The 19,308-nt window shown below is 64.8% G+C and carries 23 protein-coding genes; 13 read left to right on the top strand and 10 right to left on the bottom strand.

Features of this window, described 5'->3' with window-relative positions; all coding sequences use genetic code 11:
- Positions 1 to 59: 59 nt before the first annotated feature.
- Positions 60 to 470 carry a hypothetical protein gene (locus D8Z78_RS17010; RefSeq protein ID WP_128910837.1) on the bottom strand — a complete coding sequence of 137 codons (411 nt, stop codon included), beginning with the start codon at positions 468 to 470 and terminating at the stop codon, positions 60 to 62.
- Between the two features lie 230 nt (positions 471 to 700).
- Between D8Z78_RS17010 and D8Z78_RS17015 the strand changes: the two genes are divergently transcribed.
- The 7 genes from D8Z78_RS17015 (at position 701) to D8Z78_RS17045 (ending at position 6,493) form a co-directional block, all read left to right on the top strand.
- Complete coding sequence (locus tag D8Z78_RS17015; protein ID WP_121633189.1) at positions 701 to 1,591, top strand: CPBP family intramembrane glutamic endopeptidase; 891 nt, start codon at positions 701 to 703, stop codon at positions 1,589 to 1,591.
- 60 nt (positions 1,592 to 1,651) lie between these two features.
- Entirely contained in the window at positions 1,652 to 2,575 is a 924-nt protein-coding gene (gene accD / locus D8Z78_RS17020; RefSeq protein ID WP_121633191.1) for an acetyl-CoA carboxylase, carboxyltransferase subunit beta, read from the top strand.
- Positions 2,572 to 3,843, top strand: a complete 1,272-nt coding sequence (locus tag D8Z78_RS17025) for a bifunctional folylpolyglutamate synthase/dihydrofolate synthase (RefSeq protein ID WP_121633193.1) — start codon at positions 2,572 to 2,574, stop codon at positions 3,841 to 3,843. The genes accD and D8Z78_RS17025 overlap by 4 nt, the downstream gene beginning before the upstream one ends.
- A gap of 126 nt (positions 3,844 to 3,969) precedes the next feature.
- Positions 3,970 to 4,422: a hypothetical protein gene (locus tag D8Z78_RS17030; protein ID WP_121633195.1), complete on the top strand. Its 453-nt coding sequence runs from the start codon at positions 3,970 to 3,972 to the stop codon at positions 4,420 to 4,422.
- 126 nt (positions 4,423 to 4,548) lie between these two features.
- Positions 4,549 to 5,124 carry a rhodanese-like domain-containing protein gene (locus D8Z78_RS17035; protein ID WP_121633197.1) on the top strand — a complete coding sequence of 192 codons (576 nt, stop codon included), beginning with the start codon at positions 4,549 to 4,551 and terminating at the stop codon, positions 5,122 to 5,124.
- An 18-nt stretch (positions 5,125 to 5,142) separates the two neighbouring features.
- Positions 5,143 to 5,721, top strand: coding sequence for a LysM peptidoglycan-binding domain-containing protein (locus tag D8Z78_RS17040; RefSeq protein ID WP_121633199.1), 579 nt, complete (start codon positions 5,143 to 5,145; stop codon positions 5,719 to 5,721).
- Positions 5,722 to 5,935: 214 nt separating this feature from the next.
- Entirely contained in the window at positions 5,936 to 6,493 is a 558-nt protein-coding gene (locus D8Z78_RS17045; protein ID WP_121633201.1) for a LysM peptidoglycan-binding domain-containing protein, read from the top strand.
- Positions 6,494 to 6,565: 72 nt separating this feature from the next.
- Here D8Z78_RS17045 and zapE read toward each other — a convergent pair whose 3' ends face one another.
- Positions 6,566 to 7,627 (bottom strand): cell division protein ZapE, encoded by a 1,062-nt coding sequence (zapE, locus tag D8Z78_RS17050; RefSeq protein ID WP_121633203.1) that lies wholly within the window; start codon positions 7,625 to 7,627, stop codon positions 6,566 to 6,568.
- Positions 7,628 to 7,881: 254 nt separating this feature from the next.
- Here zapE and D8Z78_RS17055 point away from each other — a divergent pair, with 254 nt between their 5' ends.
- Entirely contained in the window at positions 7,882 to 9,126 is a 1,245-nt protein-coding gene (locus D8Z78_RS17055; RefSeq protein WP_121633205.1) for an MFS transporter, read from the top strand.
- Here D8Z78_RS17055 and D8Z78_RS17060 read toward each other — a convergent pair.
- The 6 genes from D8Z78_RS17060 to D8Z78_RS24705 form a co-directional block, all read right to left on the bottom strand.
- The gene (locus D8Z78_RS17060) at positions 9,072 to 9,995 is read right to left on the bottom strand and encodes an alpha/beta fold hydrolase (RefSeq protein WP_121633207.1); all 924 of its coding nucleotides are present in this window, start codon (positions 9,993 to 9,995) and stop codon (positions 9,072 to 9,074) included. The genes D8Z78_RS17055 and D8Z78_RS17060 overlap by 55 nt on opposite strands.
- Positions 9,992 to 10,612 carry an HAD family hydrolase gene (locus D8Z78_RS17065; protein WP_121633210.1) on the bottom strand — a complete coding sequence of 207 codons (621 nt, stop codon included), beginning with the start codon at positions 10,610 to 10,612 and terminating at the stop codon, positions 9,992 to 9,994. Before D8Z78_RS17065 ends, D8Z78_RS17060 begins: the two co-directional genes overlap by 4 nt.
- Positions 10,613 to 10,616: 4 nt before the next feature.
- The gene (locus D8Z78_RS17070) at positions 10,617 to 11,066 is read right to left on the bottom strand and encodes a YaiI/YqxD family protein (RefSeq protein WP_121633212.1); all 450 of its coding nucleotides are present in this window, start codon (positions 11,064 to 11,066) and stop codon (positions 10,617 to 10,619) included.
- A gap of 80 nt (positions 11,067 to 11,146) precedes the next feature.
- The gene (gene fghA / locus D8Z78_RS17075) at positions 11,147 to 11,971 is read right to left on the bottom strand and encodes an S-formylglutathione hydrolase (RefSeq protein ID WP_121633214.1); all 825 of its coding nucleotides are present in this window, start codon (positions 11,969 to 11,971) and stop codon (positions 11,147 to 11,149) included.
- Positions 11,972 to 12,010: 39 nt separating this feature from the next.
- Positions 12,011 to 12,628, bottom strand: a complete 618-nt coding sequence (locus tag D8Z78_RS17080) for a TetR/AcrR family transcriptional regulator (RefSeq protein WP_121633216.1) — start codon at positions 12,626 to 12,628, stop codon at positions 12,011 to 12,013.
- A 67-nt stretch (positions 12,629 to 12,695) separates the two neighbouring features.
- Positions 12,696 to 12,857 (bottom strand): hypothetical protein, encoded by a 162-nt coding sequence (locus tag D8Z78_RS24705; RefSeq protein ID WP_164932994.1) that lies wholly within the window; start codon positions 12,855 to 12,857, stop codon positions 12,696 to 12,698.
- 159 nt (positions 12,858 to 13,016) lie between these two features.
- Between D8Z78_RS24705 and mbfA the strand changes: the two genes are divergently transcribed.
- The 5 genes from mbfA to D8Z78_RS17105 all read left to right on the top strand — a co-directional run bounded on the left by mbfA (position 13,017) and on the right by D8Z78_RS17105 (position 17,148).
- Entirely contained in the window at positions 13,017 to 13,991 is a 975-nt protein-coding gene (gene mbfA / locus D8Z78_RS17085) for an iron exporter MbfA (RefSeq protein WP_121633217.1), read from the top strand.
- Between the two features lie 115 nt (positions 13,992 to 14,106).
- A complete protein-coding gene (locus D8Z78_RS17090) occupies positions 14,107 to 14,799 on the top strand; it encodes a dihydroxy-acid dehydratase (protein WP_121633219.1) in 693 nt (230 codons plus the stop codon).
- A 68-nt stretch (positions 14,800 to 14,867) separates the two neighbouring features.
- Positions 14,868 to 15,641, top strand: a complete 774-nt coding sequence (locus tag D8Z78_RS17095) for a DUF6478 family protein (protein WP_121633221.1) — start codon at positions 14,868 to 14,870, stop codon at positions 15,639 to 15,641.
- Between the two features lie 12 nt (positions 15,642 to 15,653).
- The gene (locus D8Z78_RS17100; RefSeq protein WP_121633223.1) at positions 15,654 to 16,031 is read left to right on the top strand and encodes a hypothetical protein; all 378 of its coding nucleotides are present in this window, start codon (positions 15,654 to 15,656) and stop codon (positions 16,029 to 16,031) included.
- Positions 16,032 to 16,233: 202 nt separating this feature from the next.
- A complete protein-coding gene (locus tag D8Z78_RS17105; protein ID WP_121633225.1) occupies positions 16,234 to 17,148 on the top strand; it encodes a DMT family transporter in 915 nt (304 codons plus the stop codon).
- A 23-nt stretch (positions 17,149 to 17,171) separates the two neighbouring features.
- Here D8Z78_RS17105 and D8Z78_RS17110 read toward each other — a convergent pair whose 3' ends face one another.
- Together D8Z78_RS17110 and D8Z78_RS17115 are read right to left on the bottom strand one after the other, a co-directional pair.
- A complete protein-coding gene (locus D8Z78_RS17110) occupies positions 17,172 to 18,461 on the bottom strand; it encodes an NAD(P)/FAD-dependent oxidoreductase (RefSeq protein WP_121633228.1) in 1,290 nt (429 codons plus the stop codon).
- Entirely contained in the window at positions 18,458 to 19,273 is an 816-nt protein-coding gene (locus tag D8Z78_RS17115) for an ABC transporter permease (protein WP_121633230.1), read from the bottom strand. Before D8Z78_RS17115 ends, D8Z78_RS17110 begins: the two co-directional genes overlap by 4 nt.
- Between the last annotated feature and the right edge of the window lie 35 nt (positions 19,274 to 19,308).

Below are 19,308 nucleotides of genomic sequence, written 5' to 3' on the forward strand. Positions count from 1 at the left end.
CTGCCGCTGCGCGGTGGCAGAGCGCCACCGTCTGATACGGCGACCCAGCGCCGCAAAGCTCAGCCGCCGAGGGCTTTCACCGCCTGTCCGGCATTTGCCTCGTGCGGCAGGAATTGCAGCGCCGCCAGCGCATAGCCCGCCTCGTCCGGAAACGCGCCCCGCAGTGGCAGGATCACCTCGCAGGTGGATTGCACACCCGGTGCCTTTCCGACGAAGGGCAGCGACACCAGCAGCGGTTTGCCTTGGCGTGCCAGCGTCTGGTAGACCGCCCAGATCATCGAGCCCGGCCCCTTGCCGGGCGTGACCGACAGGCACTTGCCCAGCATGTGCCGACCGGTGCCTTGGGTCATGGACGTTCCCATGTAGATCGGAAGGAAGTCGATCGGCATGCCGCTGTCATCCCGGATGATCTCGGTCAGGATTAGTGCGCCGCTCGCACTATCCTGCGACATGAAGTCGAAGTCTTCCATCAAGGGCAGTGACTCGCCGCGGCAGGCTGCGCGCCAGCGAAAGTAGACCCGGCGCTGATAATCAGGCAGGTCGCCCGGGGAAAAGTCGGCACTGTGCATCCTGTCGCCTTCACCTTGACGTGCCGGGCAACCCTACACGATTCACCGGGGCACGGGTGGAAAAAACCTGATTTTGAGGCGCGCTGCCCGGACCCGTTGACACCGGCTCTACAAAGGGTCCAAGTCGCGACATGCGCTATACCCGGTTCCATCTGCTGACCCTGCCCGCCAAGACCGCCTGCGCGCTGTGGCAGACCGGTCTCGGGCTGCTGCTGGCCTTCGTCATCATGTATGCGCTGACCCAAGGGATTTTCGCGGTGACCGGCGCCATCATGGCACCACAAGGCTTCGAGGATCTGCTGGGCCAGATCAACCGCGGCGACACGGCTTTGGGCCTGATCCTGATGCTCGGCCTGATGGGGGCGATGGGGCTGGCCGCCTTTACCGTGACCGATCTGGTGCACAAGCGCCCGCCTTCGACCATCGTCGGTCCGTGGCCGCTGGCGCGCAGACAGTTCTGGGACGTGCTGTTGATCCTCGTGGCGCTCTACGCGGTGCTGATGATCCTGCCGCCTTGGGGGCTGTGGCGGGAAACCGCGCCGGGTTTGCCCCCGGGACGGTGGGTTGCCCTGTTGCCGGTGACGCTGCTGGCGCTGTTCATCCAGACCGGAAGCGAGGAATTGCTGTTTCGCGGCTATCTCCAGTCGCAATTGGGGGCACGGTTCCGCAGTCCTCTGGCGTGGATGGTCGTGCCCTCGGCGCTGTTCGGGCTGGGACACTACGCCCCCGAAATATACGGTGCGAATGCGTGGCTGGTGGTGGTTTGGGCGGTGATCTACGGCATGGCCAGCGCCGATCTGACGGCGCGTGCGGGGACGCTTGGACCAGCCGTGGCGTTCCACCTTGCCAACAACTTCGTCGCCATCGGGCTGTTCTCGATGCAGGGGGATATGTCCGGCCTCGCCCTGCGGCTGCTGCCCTTTGGTCCCGGTGACATTTCCGAGGTGGCCGGTTTCCTGCCGATCGACCTTGCCATGATCGGGGTCAGCTGGCTGGCGGCAAGGATCGCGATCCGCGCGTGATTGCAATTTGTCGCGGGCGGGCTTAAGTCTGCGCCAGTTTCAAGACAGGTCAGGTCGCGCATGAACTGGATCACCAACTACGTCCGCCCAAGGATCAACTCCATCTTTTCCCGCCGCGAGGTGCCGGAAAACCTCTGGTCCAAGTGCGACAGCTGCGGGACGATGCTGTTCCACCGCGAAATCAGCGACAACCTGAACGTCTGTTCCGAATGTGGCCACCACATGCACATCACGCCGCGCGACCGCTTTCTGGCGCTGTTCGACGGTGGTGTGTTCTCGGAAATCGACGTGCCGGAACCGCTGACCGACCCGCTGCAATTCCGCGATCAGAAGAAATACCCCGAGCGCATGAAAGCCGCGCAAAAGGGCACCGGTGAAAAAGAGGCGATGCTGGTCGCCGCTGGCGAGATCGGGCGCACACCGGTGGTTTGTGCCGCGCAGGATTTCAGCTTCATGGGCGGGTCCATGGGCATGTATGTCGGCAACGCCATCGTGAAGGCCGCCGAAGAGGCCGTGCGTCTGGGCCGCCCGCTGATCCTGTTTTCCGCCGCTGGCGGCGCGCGCATGCAAGAGGGCATCCTGTCCCTGATGCAGATGCCGCGCAGCACCGTGGCGATCCAGATGCTGAAAGAGAAAAACCTGCCCTATATCGTCGTGCTCACGCATCCGACGACGGGCGGGGTGACGGCCTCCTATGCGATGTTGGGTGATATCCAGATCGCCGAACCCAACGCGCTGATCTGTTTCGCAGGTCCGCGTGTGATCGAGCAGACCATCCGCGAAAAGCTGCCCGAGGGCTTTCAGCGCGCCGAATACCTGCTGGACCACGGCATGCTCGACCGCGTGACCGACCGCCGCAAGCTGCGCGAGGAGCTGATCGTGATCTGTCGACAGCTTATGAAGATGCCGCCGCCCACTTGGGGCGACCTGCCTGCGCCCGGCCCCGATGAGGCCAAGATGCCCCAGACGAAGCCCGCCAAATGAACACAACCTCCGATGTCATCCTCGACCGGATGATGGCCCTGCACCCCAAGGTGATCGACCTGGTGCTGGACCGCGTGTGGCGCTTGCTTGACGCTTTGGGCAACCCGCAAGACGATCTGCCGCCGGTGATCCATCTGGCCGGAACCAATGGCAAAGGCTCGACGCAGGCGATGATCCGCGCCGGACTGGAGGCCTCGGGCAAGCGCGTGCATGCCTATACATCGCCGCACCTTGCGCGCTTCCACGAACGCATCCGGCTGGCGGGCGAGCTGATTACGGAACAGCACCTGACCGAGGTGCTGGACGAATGCTACGCCGCCAATGGTGGCGAGACCATCACCTATTTCGAGATCACGACCTGCGCCGCGCTGCTGGCGATGGCGCGCACGCCCGCCGATTTCACCCTGCTGGAAACCGGACTTGGCGGGCGGCTGGATGCGACCAACGTGGTGGCAAAGCCCGCGCTGACGATCATCACGCCGATCTCGATGGATCACGAACAGTTCCTTGGGGACACGCTGGCGAAGATCGCCGGTGAAAAGGCCGGGATTCTGAAGCGCGGCGTGCCTTGCGTCGTCGGCCCGCAGCCTGACGCGGTGCTGGAGGTGATCGAGGCCCGTGCGCAGGCGCTGGGCTGCCCGCTGCTGGCCCATGGTCAACAGTGGCATGTGTCGGAGGAACGCGGTCGCCTTGTCTATCAGGACGAAACCGGGTTGCTGGACCTGCCGATGCCCGCGCTGGCCGGTGCGCATCAGGTACAGAATGCCGGGGCGGCGCTTGCGGCCTTGCGGCACCTGAAGGCGGGCGAGGCCGCGTATGAGGGCGCGATGACCGATGTCACTTGGCCCGCGCGCATGCAACGCCTGCGCTCCGGTCCACTGGTCGATCAGGCAGGCCGTGCCAAACTGTGGCTCGATGGTGGGCACAACCCCGCGGCGGGCGAGGCGCTGGCCGACTACCTGTCGAAACTGCCGGGCCGCAAGGTCCACCTGATCTGCGGGATGCTGAACACCAAGGATGCGCGCGGTTTTCTGCGACCGCTGGCCACGCAGGCGGAAAGCCTGACCGCCGTGTCCATTCCCGGCGAGGCGAACACCCTTCCGGCCGAGGAAACGGCGCGGTTGGCCGCTGAAAGCGGGCATCGCGCGTTTCAGGCCGATGGGCTTGGCGCGGCGCTTGCGGCGATCCTTGAAGCGGAGCCGGACGCACGGGTGCTGATTTGTGGCTCTCTCTACCTTGCCGGGAACGTGCTGCGCGATCACGCCTGATTAACGGGAATTTTCCGAAAATTTGACCGTTTGGTTGCGCGTAATCCGGTCAACGGCCCAAAAATAGATTGTTAATGATTCATTAACTTTTTAGAGCGCTGCAAGTTGACACATGCAGCGAAGACAATGTCTATCCGGATTACGCTCTTTCCCGAGTTCTCGTTTTGTTACGTCGAAGTGGCAGGCTTGCTGAGCCTCGCGGACCTTGCGCGTGGCTATGCCGAGGCGCAGGCAAAGCCCGGATGGGAGGCGATCCGCCATTCCCTGAACGACCTGCGTGGCCTGCACGACATGCGGATCTTTCCCGAAGGCATGGAACAGTTCGCAAAGGTGCTGGCGCAGGACGTGGCCAAGATGGCCAAGCCGCGCGACATCGCGATCCTTTGCCCGCCGCCGCGCAGCATCGGCATGTTGTCGGAATATGCCCGGCTCGTGCAGGAACTGAGCCCAGGCCGCTGTGCCATCCACCAGAATTTCCGTCGTGCCATGGACTGGCTGGGTGCCCCTGCCGCCTGCCACGACCTGCGCCTGCCCTCGGGGCGACGGATCGAGGACCGCGATCCGGACTGGACGACGTGACACAGCAACAGTCAAGGCGGGTGCGACCCTTGAAATACCCCCCGGATGTTGACTGATTCGAGGGAAATGCCCTATATTTTGCTCTAACCACAATGGCCGGCCCAACCGGCTGCAGAGGAAGAGCAGATGATCAAAGGTCTTATCCCGGCCCTTTGCTGCATGGCGACCGTGCTGGCGCACCCCGCCGGTGCGCAATCGGGTCGTATTTCCGAGACCCGCGACAGTTTCCAGTTCTCCCTCAACGGTGTGCCCGTCACGATCGAGCGCAAGGGGCGGTCCTGCCCGTCGGATTGCATTCAGCCGATGCAGGCGGTGCGCGGTGTGGCCACGATCGGCGAGCTGGAATTGCTGGATTTCCTCGAAATCTTCGTGGCGTCGGGCAAAGGGTTGCTGATCGACGCGCGTCTGCCGCAGGGCTTTGCCAGCGGGACCGTGCCCGGCGCGGTCAATGTGCCCGAGGCCACGCTGCGCCCCGACAACCCCTATCGCGACGACTTGCTGAGCGCGCTTGGCGTGCGCGGTGGCGATTTCTCGGGGGCGTTCGACCTCGTGCTGTTCGGCGGGGGGGCCGATGACGCGCAGGCGGTGTCCGCCCTGCGCAGCCTGAGCGACAGCGGCTACCCGGCGGACAAGTTGAAATATTATCGCGGCGGGGTACAGGCGTGGACGGCGCTGGGCCTGAGCCTTGCCAGCGGACAGTAAAAGTATGTGGGGTAGGTCATGATCCGGATGGTTCTTTTCGCAGTCGGGTTCATCGCGATCACCGTCACGCTGATCGTCGTGCAGCCGGGCGCCAACCGCCGGACTGCGGACATGTCTGCCCCGGACCCCGTCACCCGTGCCGAGCCGGCCCTTGCGCCCCTGCCGCAGGAAAGCGCGCCCGTCGCCATGGCCGTGCCGGACTTCACGCCCGCCTTGCCAAGCGCCGAACCTGCGCAGGCCGCTGCTCCGGTGCCGACGGCGGGGCTGGATGATCAGACGATGCGCCAGATGACGTGGGAAACCCTGTCGAGCCTGAACCACGCGACCGGACGGCAGACCGCGCCCGGACAGCCCGGCAGCCTGCTGCACACAATCGTGAGGCGGTCTCTGGATGCGCCGGTGGGGGCGGCGCCACCGCAGGCGGGCAAGATGGCCGATATGTATGTGGTTCAGGCCGGTGACAGCCTCGTGTCCATCGCCGAAAAGATCTACGGCGACGTCAACATGACGGGGCCTCTCTTTGCGGCGAACCAGTCGATCCTGACGCGGCCTGACGACCTGAGGCCCGGCCAGACCCTGATGCTGCCCTCAAAATAAGCGACTTTCCTGCACCCACTTATAGCTGGCTCGGCTTTCGACGCGCCTATGTGTTGACAGCTCTACTATATGTTGACGGCTCAAAGCTGATTCGGCTATACCGTTAGGCAACGCGAAACCGCTGCCAAAACTGGTGCCGCGTTTGGGGGACTGCAATGTTGACGACCGACGTGACCGGCCTTGCCGGGGTCGCGCCCTGTTGCGGAGGGCGCGCATGATCAGGATTATCTTGCTGGGCGTGGCATTCTTCTCGGCCACGGGCGCGTTGCTCTGGGGACTGAACGCCTATCCCGACAAGGCCGTGCCCGCCATCGATCAGGTCAGCCGGACGGCGCCGGACCCGCTGGGCCTTCAGCCCAGCTTCGCCGCCGCGACGGCCCCGTTGACGCCCGCCGTGGCCGCGGTCGAGCCGCCCGCCCCCGCTGCGGTGAAGCGACCGGAAGCGGCTCCGCAAGCCGTCGTTGCCACACCCGCACCTGCCGTCGAGCCGGAGATGGACATCGTCCGCAAGATGAGCCTCGGCATCGTGCAGGAATTGCAAAAACCCGTCGCGAACCAGCCCGCGCCCGTACAGGCCGCCAAGGTCGCGCCCCAAGCCGAAGCGACGCGGAGCCATGTGGTGCAGCCCGGCGACAGCCTGCCGGGCATCGCCTTTCGCTATTATGGCACGACGGTCGCATATCTTCAGATTCTACAGGCAAACCCGGACGTGCTGAGCGACCCGTCCGAGTTGACCGCAGGCATGGTCCTGCGGTTGCCCGAAACGCGTTAAAACGTCAGGCAGAGAACCAGACAGAGCAGGCAGAACGCAGCCTTGAGGGTCCTTCGGGACCCTCTTTTTTTGTCAGGGCTGCATGCCCCATTGTGCGTCCTGCATCTCGCGCAGGCGGGACGCGGTGCGTTCGAATTCGAAACTGCCCGCGCCCTCGACATACAGGTATTCCGGCTCGGCGGCGGCCGAGGCGATCAGCCTGACCTTCGCCTCGTAGAGCGCATCGATCAGCGTGACGAAGCGCTTGGCCTCGTTGAAGTTCGAGCGCCCGAGGTTGGGAATGTTGTCGATGATCAGCACGCGCACGGTTTCGGCGAGTTTGAGGTAATCGGCGGGGCCAAGCGCCCGCCCGCACAGATCGTAGAACGTCGCGCGAGCGACACCGTTGTGATAGCGCGGCAACTCGACCTCGCGGCCCTTGACGTGCAGGGTCAGCGTTTCGGACTGGCCATGGGTGAGTTCCTCCCACAGGGCGTCGATCTTTGCCCGGGCCTCGGCATTCGCGGGGGTGAAATAGACCTGCGCGCCTTGCAGGCGGTCCTGCCGGTGATCGCGATCCGACGCCAGTTCCTTGACCTCCATCCGCTCCTTCAGAAGCGCGATGAAGGGCAGGAAAAGCTGGCGGTTCAGCCCGTCCTTGTAGAGATCGTCGGGGACGCGGTTCGAGGTGGTGACGACGACGGTTCCGGCATCGAAGAGGCGCTCGAACAGCCGCCCGACGATCATCGCGTCGGCGATGTCGGTGATCTGCATCTCGTCGAAGGCGAGCAGCTTGACGCTGTCCGATACGGCCTTGGCGACCGGTTTGATCGGATCCTCGACGCCCTCGCCGCGCAGGCGATGCAGTTCGGACTGGATTTCCTGCATGAAGGCGTGGAAGTGCACGCGGCGGGCGGGCACGTACAGCGTTTCGACGAAGAGGTCCATCAACATCGACTTGCCGCGCCCGACCCCACCCCAGAGATACAGGCCCTTGGGCGGTTCCGGCGCCTTGCGGAAGAGGCCGCGTTTCGGCGGGTTGGCCAGATCGTGCCGGATGCGTTCGAAGGCGGGCAGCGCTGCGCGCTGCGCCTCGTCCGGTTTCAGACGTCCGTCGCGGATGCGGGCTTCGTAAAGGTCGGGCAGGGTTGTCATAGGCTCGGTTTAGCGAGGTTGCGTGGGGTGATCCAGAGGGCTGCTGCGCAGGCAGGTTGGTTTGCGCCTGCGCGGCGCGTGCGCCGGGGCTGTGCCCCGGACCCCCTTGGGGCGCTGCCCCCTGCGCGTGCCGCGCATTCCCCCGAGGTATTTCGGGACCGAAGAAGCACGGGTGATGGTGGGCATCACGGAATGATGTTTGACGAGAGCATGTATTTTGGCGATACGTTTCGCGCTTTTTGAGGGAGTGCGCGATGGAACAGAGGGCTTCGATCCTGACGCCGGTCTTGTTGGTGGGCTGCGTGATCATCATGGCAGGCTTTGCCGTACGCGCGTCGTTTGGCGTGTTCCAGATCCCGATTGCCGAGGAATTCGGTTGGGCGCGGGCGGAGTTTTCGTTGGCCATCGCCATCCAGAACCTTGCATGGGGCATCGGCCAGCCGTTGTTCGGGGCGTTGGCGGAAAAGCTGGGGGACAGGCGCGCGATCGTGCTGGGCGCGTTGATCTACGCGGCGGGGCTGGTGTTGTCGGCCTTTGCCGAGACGCCGTTTGCCATGCAGGCTTGGGAGGTGCTGGTGGGTTTTGGCATTGCCGGGACCGGGTTCGGCGTGATCCTGGCTGTTGTCGGGCGCGCGTCGAGTGACGAGCATCGCTCCATGAGTTTGGCGATTGCGACGGCGGCGGGGTCGGCGGGGCAGGTGATCGGCGCGCCTTTGGCCGAGGGTCTATTGTCGGTGATGCCATGGCAGTCGGTCTTTTTGGTCTTTGCGGGCATGATGGTGGCCGTCCTGCTGGCGCTGCCGATGATGCGGGCGCCGGTTGCGTCGAAGGCTGAGTTGCAGGAGAGCATGGGCGCGATCCTTGGCCGGGCGGCGCGGGACCCGTCCTTTGCGTTGATCTTCCTCGGCTTCTTTTCCTGCGGCTACCAATTGGCCTTTGTCACGGCGCATTTCCCGGCGCTGGTGACCGAGATGTGCGGGCCGATCCTGCAGGGCGGTGTGCTGCATTCGGTGGGCATCACCACGACCAGCGCGCTGGGGGCGGTGTCGATTTCGCTCATCGGGTTGTTCAACATCGCCGGGACGTTGACCGCCGGTTGGCTGGGCAAGCGGTTCACCAAGAAATACCTGCTGTCGGGCATCTATGCGATGCGGGCAGTGGCGGCGGGGGTGTTCATCGCCTTGCCGATCACCCCGACATCGGTGCTGGTGTTCTCCGCCGTCATGGGGGCGCTTTGGCTGGCGACCGTGCCGCTGACCTCGGGCCTGATCGCGCATCTTTACGGGTTGCGCTATATGGGGGCGCTGTACGGGATCGTCTTCTTCAGCCACCAATTGGGCGGCTTCCTCGGAGTGTGGCTGGGTGGGCGGCTGTACGATGTCTACGGCGATTACAGCCTTGTCTGGTGGATCGGCGTGGGGGTCGGCGTGTTCTCGGCGCTGGTTCACCTGCCGGTGAAGGAGGATGCGCCGGGCCGGGCGGCGATGCCTGCGACCTGAGCGGGGTGCGTGAAGGGCAGGCCGTGATCCGCGTCCTCGATCACGTGATGCCGGACCGCGCGGTTCCACTGGGTCAGTTGACCCATCGCGCGCAGCGGGATGATCGGGTCCTGACCGCCCCAGATCGCCGTGACGGGCAGATCGGTCCGGGCGATGGCGCGATGCTGCGCCTCCATCGTTTGGCGGATCGTACCGCGCAGGGAAGACAGGACCGAGCGCGTGTAACCGCGTCGGTGCAGTTCGTTCTTTAGCAAGCGTGGCAGGTCCTCGATGGCGTCCGCGCGTTCGCCGCGGGCATAGGCGGCGTGGCTGCGGGGAAACATCATGTGAAAGGCCCAGTCGCCGACAATGGGCCAGTCCGCGGCCCATTTGGCGAGAGGCCCAAGGTCGTGGCCCATTCCGGCGGGTGCTAGAAGGATCAGTTGCTGTAGGCGCTTCGGGTGCCGTGCGGCAAAGGCCGTCGCAATGGCACCGCCCATGGAATAGCCGATCAGTGCAAAGCCGTCGGCGACCGTTTCATGGGCCAGGAGGTCTTCCAACTGGGCGCAGAAGAAATCCGGGGTTTGCAGACCGCGCGGGGCGTCGGAATAGCCGCGCCCGTAGAGGTCGTAGCTGAGCACGCGATAACCTTGGGCCGTCAGGTGCGGGGTCAGGAGGGTCCAGACAAAGCTGGGGGTGGTCAAGCCGTGGACCAGCACGGCCACGGGGCCATCCTTGGGGCCTGACCACTGGAAATGGGTCTTGCCGCGGCTCAGCCGGGCCAACTGGCCCGGAGCCTGCTTTTGCAGGTGTCGAGCAGGGGTGCGCAAGGCTTCGCGAAGGCCGGGCAGCAGGGCCAGACCGGCAAGGCCGAGCGCGGGCCAGATCATCTTGCCTCGTCCGGCGTCAAAAGGCCCTCGGCCACCAGCCGGTCGGCCCAGCCTTGTGGGCCGGTGAACAGGTGGGTTTGCCAACCGCGCCCCTGTGCGGTGGCGATGTTGTCTGCACGGTCATCGGTGAACAGCAGGCTTTGTGGCGGCAGGCCGCAATCCTGTTCGACCATCTCGTAGATGCGGGGCTCGGGTTTGATCTGCTGCATCTCGCCCGAGATGTAGTGGCGGTCGAATTCCTGCAGGAACGGGTAACGGGGCGTGGCGACCGCCCATGTGCCGATGCCAAAATTGGTCAGGGCAAAGACGGGTATACCCTTTGTGCGCAATGCATCGCGTAGGCGGATCGAGTGGGGGATTTCGGGTGTGGCGAGGTCAAGCCAGTGGTCGTGCCAATCGCGGATCTCGTCACGCCAATGCGGATACTGCTCGGCCCATGTATACACGGTGTCTTTGAAATCTGCGCCACGGTCGATCTGGTCATTCATGCCGTGCAGGTCGATCTCTGCGAACATCTTCTTGCGGCGGTCCTCGCCGATCTTGGCGTCGTAATAGCGTTCGGGCACCCATTCGATCAGCACGTTGCCGATATCGAAGATGACCGCTTGTATACCCATTGTATTACCCTTTGGCCTTGCGCAGCGTGTTTTCCAGCGCGTTCAGGAAATTCGACCGATCTGCTTTGGAGAACGCACGTCCGCCGCCCTGACGAAAGGGATCGGCGGCGCGCAGGTCGGACATCAGGTCGCGCATGGCGAGTTGCTGGCCGATGTTGCGCGCGTCCAGAACCGAGCCGTCATGGCGCAGCACCTGCGCGCCGTTCTCGACGCAGCGCGCGGCAAGCGGCATGTCGGAGGTCACGACCACGTCGCCTTTGCCCGCGCGGTCGGCGATCCACATGTCGGCGACGTCCGGCCCGTCAGGGACCACAACCACTGACACGAACGGGTTGCGCGAGGGGCGCAGACCGCCGTTGGACACAAGGTGCATCTGCACCTTGTGGCGGGTGGCGACGCGCTCGGCTTCTTCCTTGACCGGGCAGGCGTCGGCGTCGATATAAAGCTCAGTCATGGGCGCACCGCGCCCCGGGCTTGACCCGGGGCCTCCCGGTCGGTTTCGCCCAGAGGTGCCGGGTCAAGCCCGGCACGGTGTCACGCATGAAGCGCCTCGGCATGGAAGGCGACGTGGTCCTCCATGAAGGTCGAGACGAAGAAATAGCTGTGGTCATATCCCTTCTGCATGCGGAAGGTTCCGTCCTGACGGCGGGCCATCATGGCCTGTGCCAGCGCCTCGGGTTTCAGAAGGTCAAGGAACTGGTCGCTGCCGCCTTGGTCGATCAGGACGGGGCCGTCAAATCCGTTCGCCTCCATCAGCAGTGTCGCGTCGTGCTTGTCCCAGCCCGTGTCGCCCAAGTAAGCGCCCAACTGCTTCTTGCCCCAATCGGATTGCGTCGGGTTCGCGATGGGCGCGAAGGCCGAGACCGAGCGGAAGCGCCCCGGCAGGTTCATCGCCAGCGTCAGCGCGCCGTGGCCACCCATGCTGTGCCCGGTGATGCCCTGACGCTCCATGTCCAAAGCGAATTCCTTGCCCACCAGCGCGGGCAGTTCCTCGGCTACGTAGTCCCACATGCGGAAATGCGGCGCCCACGGGTCTTGCGTCGCGTTCACGTAGAACCCGGCGCCCTGACCCAGATCGTAGGCCTCGTCATTGGCCACGCCCTCGCCGCGCGGCGAAGTATCGGGGAAGATCAGCGCGATGCCCTGTTCGGCGGCCCAGCCCTGAGCGCCTGCCTTGACCATGGCGTTTTCATGCGTGCAGGTCAGGCCCGACAGATACCACAGCACCGGGACCGGCTGGTACTGCGCCTCTTCCGGCAGGAAAAGGCCAAAGGTCATGTCGCAGGAACAGGCCTGCGACGCATGGGTGAAGACACCTTGGGTGCCACCAAAGCAGCGGTTTTCGGATACGGTCTGCATGTCATTCTCCGTCACGGGGTTGGCCCCCGCGAACGGGGGTCATTTTGCGCCGTAACGTGCCATGAAGGTGGCGACAGCGCCATCCACAATCCGGCCGATTTCCGCATCCGTGACCTCGGCCTGAAGGCCAAAAACCATGCGCGGCCACAGGTCGGCCTTGCACAGCTCGGCAAACTGGTCGGCAGCCAAGGGCATGTCGTCGATGTCCAGTTCGCCCCGGCTGCGCGCAACCTCAAGATAGGTGGTCAGAGCGCGGCGCATCAGCAGCGGCCCGCTTTCGTAGAAGCGTTTGCCAATCTCGGGAAAGCGTTCCGCTTCGGCGACACAGATGCGAAAGATCCGCATCCCCATGTCGGAATACAGGAAGCCAAGGAAGCGCCGCCCGGCATCGCCCAGCACTTCGGCGGGGGGGCGGGTCAGGTCCATCGTGACCAGCGCCTCGTCCGCCTGACGGCAGCATTGGTCACTGGCGACCTCGACGAACAGCAGGCGCTTGTCGGGAAAGTAGCTGTAGAGCGTCGCCTTGGACACGCCAGCCTCGCGGGCGATGGCATCGACCGAGGCGCCCTCGAACCCGTCGCGCAGAAAGACCTCGCGCGCGCCGGTCAGCACCTGATCGAATTTACGCCCCTTGCGAATGATCGGCTCGGCGGTCATGCGGTTCCTCCCGTGTGCGTGTCACGGGAGTATAAACCGTTCGGTTCACTTCCTTCAAGGAAGCGCGTCATTGACAGGCGGTCTGTCCCTGCACCGGCGCGCAGCCCTGAGTCGAGATGTCGGGCGACGGCGTGGGAAAGGTCAGGTCCGGCAGGGTCATGGCGGGCACATTGGCCAATGCCGCGCTTGCGGACAGGGAGAAGAGGGCGGCGACGAAGAAGCGTGTCATATCGAGTCTCCAAACTAAACTGTTCTGTTCATTTATCTAAACTATACGGTTCAAAACGCAAGGGCGGATTGAAAGCTGCGGCGAAATGGCGTTGGCCGGGGGACGGCCTTGCACGTTGCCTTGCAAGGCTTATCCTGCTGGCAAACCGAGGAACTCGATATGCGCTACATCACACAGAGACGGCATTTCAGGGACCTGTCGGAGCAGGAGGTCCTCGCGCTTGCGATTTCCTCGGAAGAGGACGACGCGCGCATCTATCGCAGCTACGCGGAACGCCTGCGCGCCGATTACCCGGATACGGCGGCGGTGTTCGATGGCATGGCCGTCGAAGAGGACAACCACCGCAAGGCGCTGATCAGCGCGCATCGCAAACGCTTTGGCGAGGTCATCCCGCTGATCCGGCGCGAGCATGTGGCGGGCTATTATGCGCGTCGTCCGGTCTGGTTGATGGAAAACCTGTCGATCGATCGCATCCGCGAAGAAGCTGCCGCGATGGAGAAGGATGCCGAGCATTTCTATCTCGAGGCGGCCAAGGCCTCGTCGGATGCGGAAACCCGGAAATTGCTGGGCGATCTCGCGGCCGCCGAGGCAGGGCACCAGCATTCCGCGCAACGGCTGGAGAAAAAGCACCTTACCGACGACGCCCGCGCCGACGAGGACGCAGCGGCGCATCGGCAATTCGTGCTGACATGGGTGCAGCCGGGGCTGGCGGGGCTGATGGACGGATCGGTCTCGACGCTGGCGCCGATCTTTGCCACTGCCTTTGCCACCGGGGACACCTGGACGACGTTCCTCGTGGGGCTCGCCGCTTCCGTGGGTGCCGGCATTTCCATGGGCTTCACCGAGGCGGCGTCGGATGACGGGCAGTTGTCGGGACGCGGCTCGCCAGTCAAACGCGGAATCGCGGCAGGGGTGATGACAACGGTCGGCGGGCTAGGCCACGCGTTGCCCTACCTGATCCCGCATTTCTGGACGGCGACGGTGATCGCCATGATCGTGGTCTTTGTCGAATTGTGGGCGATCGCCTGGATCCAGAACAAGTGGATGGAGACGCCATTCCTACGGGCAGCCTTCCAGGTGGTTCTGGGGGGCGCGCTGGTGTTTGCCGCCGGGGCCCTGATCGGGGCGGGATAGGGGGCGGACGCTCCTGCTGCGCAGGTCGCCCCGCCCACCATCCCTTGGGCCGCGCTTGCCTTGCCGCTTGCCCGGGTCATTCGGCTTCGCTATGCCGGATCGGGGAGGCGGGACAATGCGCAAGCTATCAGGTGCGGGTTTGGCGATCGGGTTGATCGCAAGCAGCCTGTCGGGCTGCCAGTCGACCTTGTCCGACGACAATCCGGCGGCAGACCGCCGCGCCAGCCTTGTGCCCGCCCTTGCTGCTAAGTCGGCCCCCAAGCCACTGTCCAAGGTGCATTTTGCCGGGGGCGACGTGGTGGTCAGCGGACCGGAGGGCTATTGCCTTGACCCCAAGACGATCCAGAACCGGTCGGAACGCGGTTTTGCCCTGATCGCCTCGTGCAATATTCTGTCCGGTGGCCGGTTGGGTCCGCAGGTGCCTGCGATCATGGTGTCTGTCACCATAGGGCCGCGCGGGTCGTCCAACGATGTGCCGCGCGCCGCTGACATCGCCCGGACGACGGGGGCGCGCCTCGTGACCGAACAGACCCGAGACGGCTTGGTGCTTGCACAGGTCGAGGGCGGCGGGGACGCGTTGGCCGACAGCCGCGATCCGCGCCAATGGCGCGGAGCATTCGCCCTGAACGGGCGACTCGTGGGGCTGGCGCTGTATGCCCCCCGGGGCAGCAGCTATGCCGATGCCGAAGGCGCGGCCTTCCTCGCCGCGACAAAGGCCCTCATCGTTGCACAATCCGCGCGGCCCGATGCGCCGCTAGCACAAAATGCAAAATCCAAGGGGCTTCTCGCCGGGTTGTTCAAACGTTAAGACTCGCGGTAATAGTTTCCGATATCGAAACTCGTGCGTTTGCGGGTGACAGCAAGGCGAGGCACAAGATGGCAGGCGATGGGCAAGGCTGGCTCGACCGGATTTCGCAAGTGGCGGCAGAGCGGCGCTGGGCGCGCGCTGCGGCGTCGGCGGAAACGACTGACCTCCCGGACCTGCGCAAGCAGCGCAGCAAGGCGCGTCGCCTGAAGACCCATCTCGACCGGCTGATCTTCGTGGCGGAGTCGCGTCTTGCACTGCCCCTGATCGGCAACCAAAGCTTTCCGCGCCCGGCCGATGCCGACTGGGCGTGGCGGCCCGAGCTGTGGTGCGGTCCCTTGTCCGTGCCCGGAATCTCGTCGGTGCAATCGAAGTCGATGCTGGGCGACGAGGCGACGCTGTTCCACGATTGCGCCCATTCCGAGCTGACCCTGCGCCAGATCCGCAACATGCGCGAAGCCGACCTTGCCGCCTATGGCCTGCGCCTCGATGTGTTCAAGTTCGACGGGTCGTACTTGTCGCTCGCCATCGACCTACCCGAAGAGGCGGCCCAAGGGTTGAAACGCAAGCATCTGATCAAGGTCGATACCATTGTCGAGATGGAAAAACGGCTGGAAATCTTTGCCCGCCTGAACATCAAGCACGGCCCGAACACCGAACAAATCGTGCGCGAATTGCCCCTGCATGACGAAGAGATCACGGTGGAATTCGATCTGGCCTACACCAAGCTCAACGAGAAGCGGGTGGAAAAGATGTGGCTGGACCTGATCTTTGAGGGGCCGCAGATGAATCAGGTGATCCTGCGGGATCTGACCTTCAGCCGGCGCAAGCGGGCGGAATTGTAGAAAGGGACCGCGATGAGCGCCTATACTTTGACCAAGACGCAGTTTCGCGAAGGCATATGGACCGGCCTGCTGGTGGCCAAAGAGGCCAACGCCGCCCCGCCCGAGATCCTCGTGACCCTGCGGGACATGCCGGTCAAGGGCGTGACCGTGGCCGAAACCGCGCAGGCGGGGCGCTACGCCGTCGAAATCCCGGTCCCGCGCGAGGCGCTGAGTGACGGGGTCCAGACCTTCCTGATTACCGATGCCAACGCGGATGTGGTGCTGGAAAGCTTTACCCTCATGGCGGGTGAAGCCCTCGGAGAAGATATTCGCGCCGAGGTCGACTTGTTGCGGGCCGAGCTGGACATGCTCAAGCGCGCCTTCCGGCGCCACTGTCTGGAAACCACCTAAGGGGTGCCGGGGCAAAGCCCCGGTCTACGATCTGTTGCGCATGCCCGCATGAGGGTCCGCGCCACTTGCGTTTCTTCTGGCCGAAAATACCGCGGGGGGCTCCGCAGGAGCGGGGGCAGAGCCCCCTCCGCCCCGGCCACCGGCGCGCCATTGACCTTGCCGCCGACACAGGCCACTTTGCCTGCAATCCCGAGGAGCCCCCATGTCCCCCCTGCGCGGCATCGCCCTGAAATTGGGCGCCATTACCCTGTTCTCTGCCATGGCCGCGCTGGTGAAAGCCGGTGTGGCGCATGTGCCGACCGGCGAGGCGGTCTTTTTTCGGTCGTTCTTCGCCATGCCGGTGATCGTGGTCTGGCTGGCGATGCGGGGGGATCTGTCGACAGGGTTCAGGACCCGCCACCCGATGGGCCATCTGTGGCGCGGGCTGATCGGCGTTTCGGCCATGGGCTGCGGCTTTGGCGCGCTGGGCCTGCTGCCGCTGCCCGAGGTCACGGCGCTTGGCTATGCCGCGCCGCTGCTGACGGTGATCTTTGCCGCGATCCTGTTGGGGGAACGCATCCGCCTGTTCCGCATCAGCGCGGTTGTGATGGGGCTGGTCGGCGTTTCGGTGGTTCTCTGGCCAAGGCTGAGCTTCGACGATCTCACCGGCCCCGCCACTCTGGGCGTGGCCCTCGTGCTGATGTCGGCGGTCTTTCGGGCGCTGGCGCAAATCCACATTCGCCGCATGGTCCGGACCGAGGAAACCTCGGCCATCGTGTTCTATTTCTCGTTGACCGCGACCCTCTTCGCCCTGCTGACCGCGCCGTTCGGATGGGTCTGGCCGGACACGCCGATCCTGCTGGGCTTGGTCGCGGCGGGGTTGATCGGGGGCGTTGCACAGATATTGCTGACCTCGTCCTACCGCTACGCGGAAGCGGCGCTGCTGGCGCCGTTCGACTATGCCTCGATCCTGTTTGCCATCGCGATCGGATGGGCCTTCTTCGACGAGATTCCGACGGTGATGGTGCTGATCGGCTCTGCCATCGTCATGACGGCTGGCTTGATGATCATCTGGCGGGAACGGCAGTTGGGGCTGAAACGGGGCACCGCCCGCCCCTTGATGCCCGCCAAGTGGTAGGATGGGTGATCACCCATCCTACTTCATAGATCAAAAACCGACGCAGCCATGTAGGCGGGCCGCAGGAGCACCCGCCGGAATCGGCCCAACGGGAAGCGCGCGGGGGGCTTGCGCAGGAAGGCCGGGGCGGGCCCTGAAGCGCGCCCGGTGATCTGCGCCGCCACATGTGCCCCCGCATAGGACCCCATCGCCACGCCATTGCCGTGAAACCCCATCGCCGCATAGAGGCCCGCATGACCGGGCACTTGCCCGACAAAGGGCACCAGCCCGCGCATCAGGCAGACCAGCCCGTCCCAGTCATGGGTGATCTTGACATCCGCCCATGCCGGAAAGAGGCGGGCGAAGTCGCGGCGGATCTCGGCCTTGATCGCCTGCCGAGCCCGCGCGGACGCATCGAGGCCACCGCGCATCCCGAACAGAAAGCGCCCATCCGGCATGAGCCGGAAATAGTGCAGCAGAAAGCGGCTGTCATAGGCCATCTGGTGCGACCACCAGCCCTGCGCCTGCTGCTCTTGCGCCGTCAGGGGGCGCGTGACGATCACGCTGGATTGCACCGGCAGATAGCGGGCCGACAGCCAATCCGGCAGATCCTCGGAGGAATAGCCGTTGGTGGCCAGAATGACGGTGTCGGCGCGGACACTCTGCGCTCCGACCTGCAGGGTCCATGCGCCGTCACGGTGCAGGCCGGTGACCGGGCTGCGGGCAAAAAGCTGCGCCCCGGCTTGGATCGCCGCACGGGCCAGCCCGTCATGGTATTTCTGCGGGTTCAGCGCGAAGCCCACCGGCGACCAGAGGCCGCCATGCCAAGTGCCGCCCATCCCCTGCTCGGCAAGGTCCCGGCGCGACAACATCCGCTCGCCCGGCCCGGCCCGCATGCGGCGCAGCGCGCGCGGGGAATGGGCCAGCATGACCTCGCCCTCGCTGTGGGTGTCGGCGTCGATGGCATGTCGATCCAGCAGCGCACTGACATGATCGACCGCAGCGACCTGCGCGTCGTGCCAAAGGCCCGCGTCGTCGGCACCATAGCGGCGGCGCAGCGCCGCGTCGGACAGTTTCGCGCCCCCCAGACAGCAGAACCCGCCATTGCGGCCCGAGGCGCCCCAACCGGGGCGCTCTGCCTCGAAAACGGCGACGCGCACGCCCTGTTCGGCAAGGGCCAGCGCTGCGTTCAAACCGGTGAAGCCGCCGCCGATGACCGCCACATCGACGCTCAGATCATCGCTCAGCCGGGGCCAGTCCTGCGCGGGGCGCGTGTCGGACCAATACGCGCCGGGATCGGCTGCGTAGGCCGCGTCCTCGTAGATGCGCTTCACGTCCGCGCTGCGGCCTGTTCGTCGCGCGCACGCGCAACGGCGGCGCGCTTGGTCGCCAGCGAGGCGCTGATCACGCCGATGGTCACAAGCCCGATCATGATCGTCGACAGCGCGTTGATTTCGGGCGAGACGCCCAGACGCACGGCGGAGAAGATCTTGATCGGCAGGGTGGTGGCCGACGGCCCGGTGGTAAAGCTGGCGATCACCAGATCGTCCAGCGACAGGGTAAAGGCCAGTAGCCAGCCCGAGATCACCGCAGGCGCGATGATCGGCAAGGTGACAAGGCGGAAGCTGTCGAAGGGCGTTGCGCCAAGGTCCAGCGCCGCCTCTTCGAGCGAGCGGTCAAAGGTCGCCAGCCGCGACGAGACCACGACCGAGACATAGCACATGGCAAAGGTCGTATGCGCCAGCACGATGGTCAGCACGCCCCGGTCCAGCCCGATGCCGATGAAGAGTAGCAGCAGAGACAGGCCGGTGATGACTTCGGGCATCACCAGCGGCGCGTAGATCATGCCGGAAAACAGCGTGCGACCGGAAAACCGCCCCGCGCGCACCAGCACATAGGCGGCCAGCGTGCCCAGTACGGTCGCGATGGTCGAGGACATGAGCGCCACCTTCAGCGTCACCCAAGCAGCGTCGAGATATTCCTGGTTGCGCAAGAGCTCGCCGTACCATTTGGTCGAAAACCCGGCCCAAACGGTGACGAGGCGGCTTTCATTGAAACTGTAGACGATCAGCACGATCATCGGCAGGTAGAGAAACGCAAAGCCAAGGCTGAGCGCGGTGGCGTTGAACCAGCTGAAGCGTCTCATGCGGACCTCGCGGGGCTGAGGTGGAGGCCCCGGGT

Source organism: Tropicibacter alexandrii (genome assembly GCF_003667315.2).
GTDB classification, from domain to species: Bacteria; Pseudomonadota; Alphaproteobacteria; order Rhodobacterales; family Rhodobacteraceae; genus Tropicibacter; species Tropicibacter alexandrii.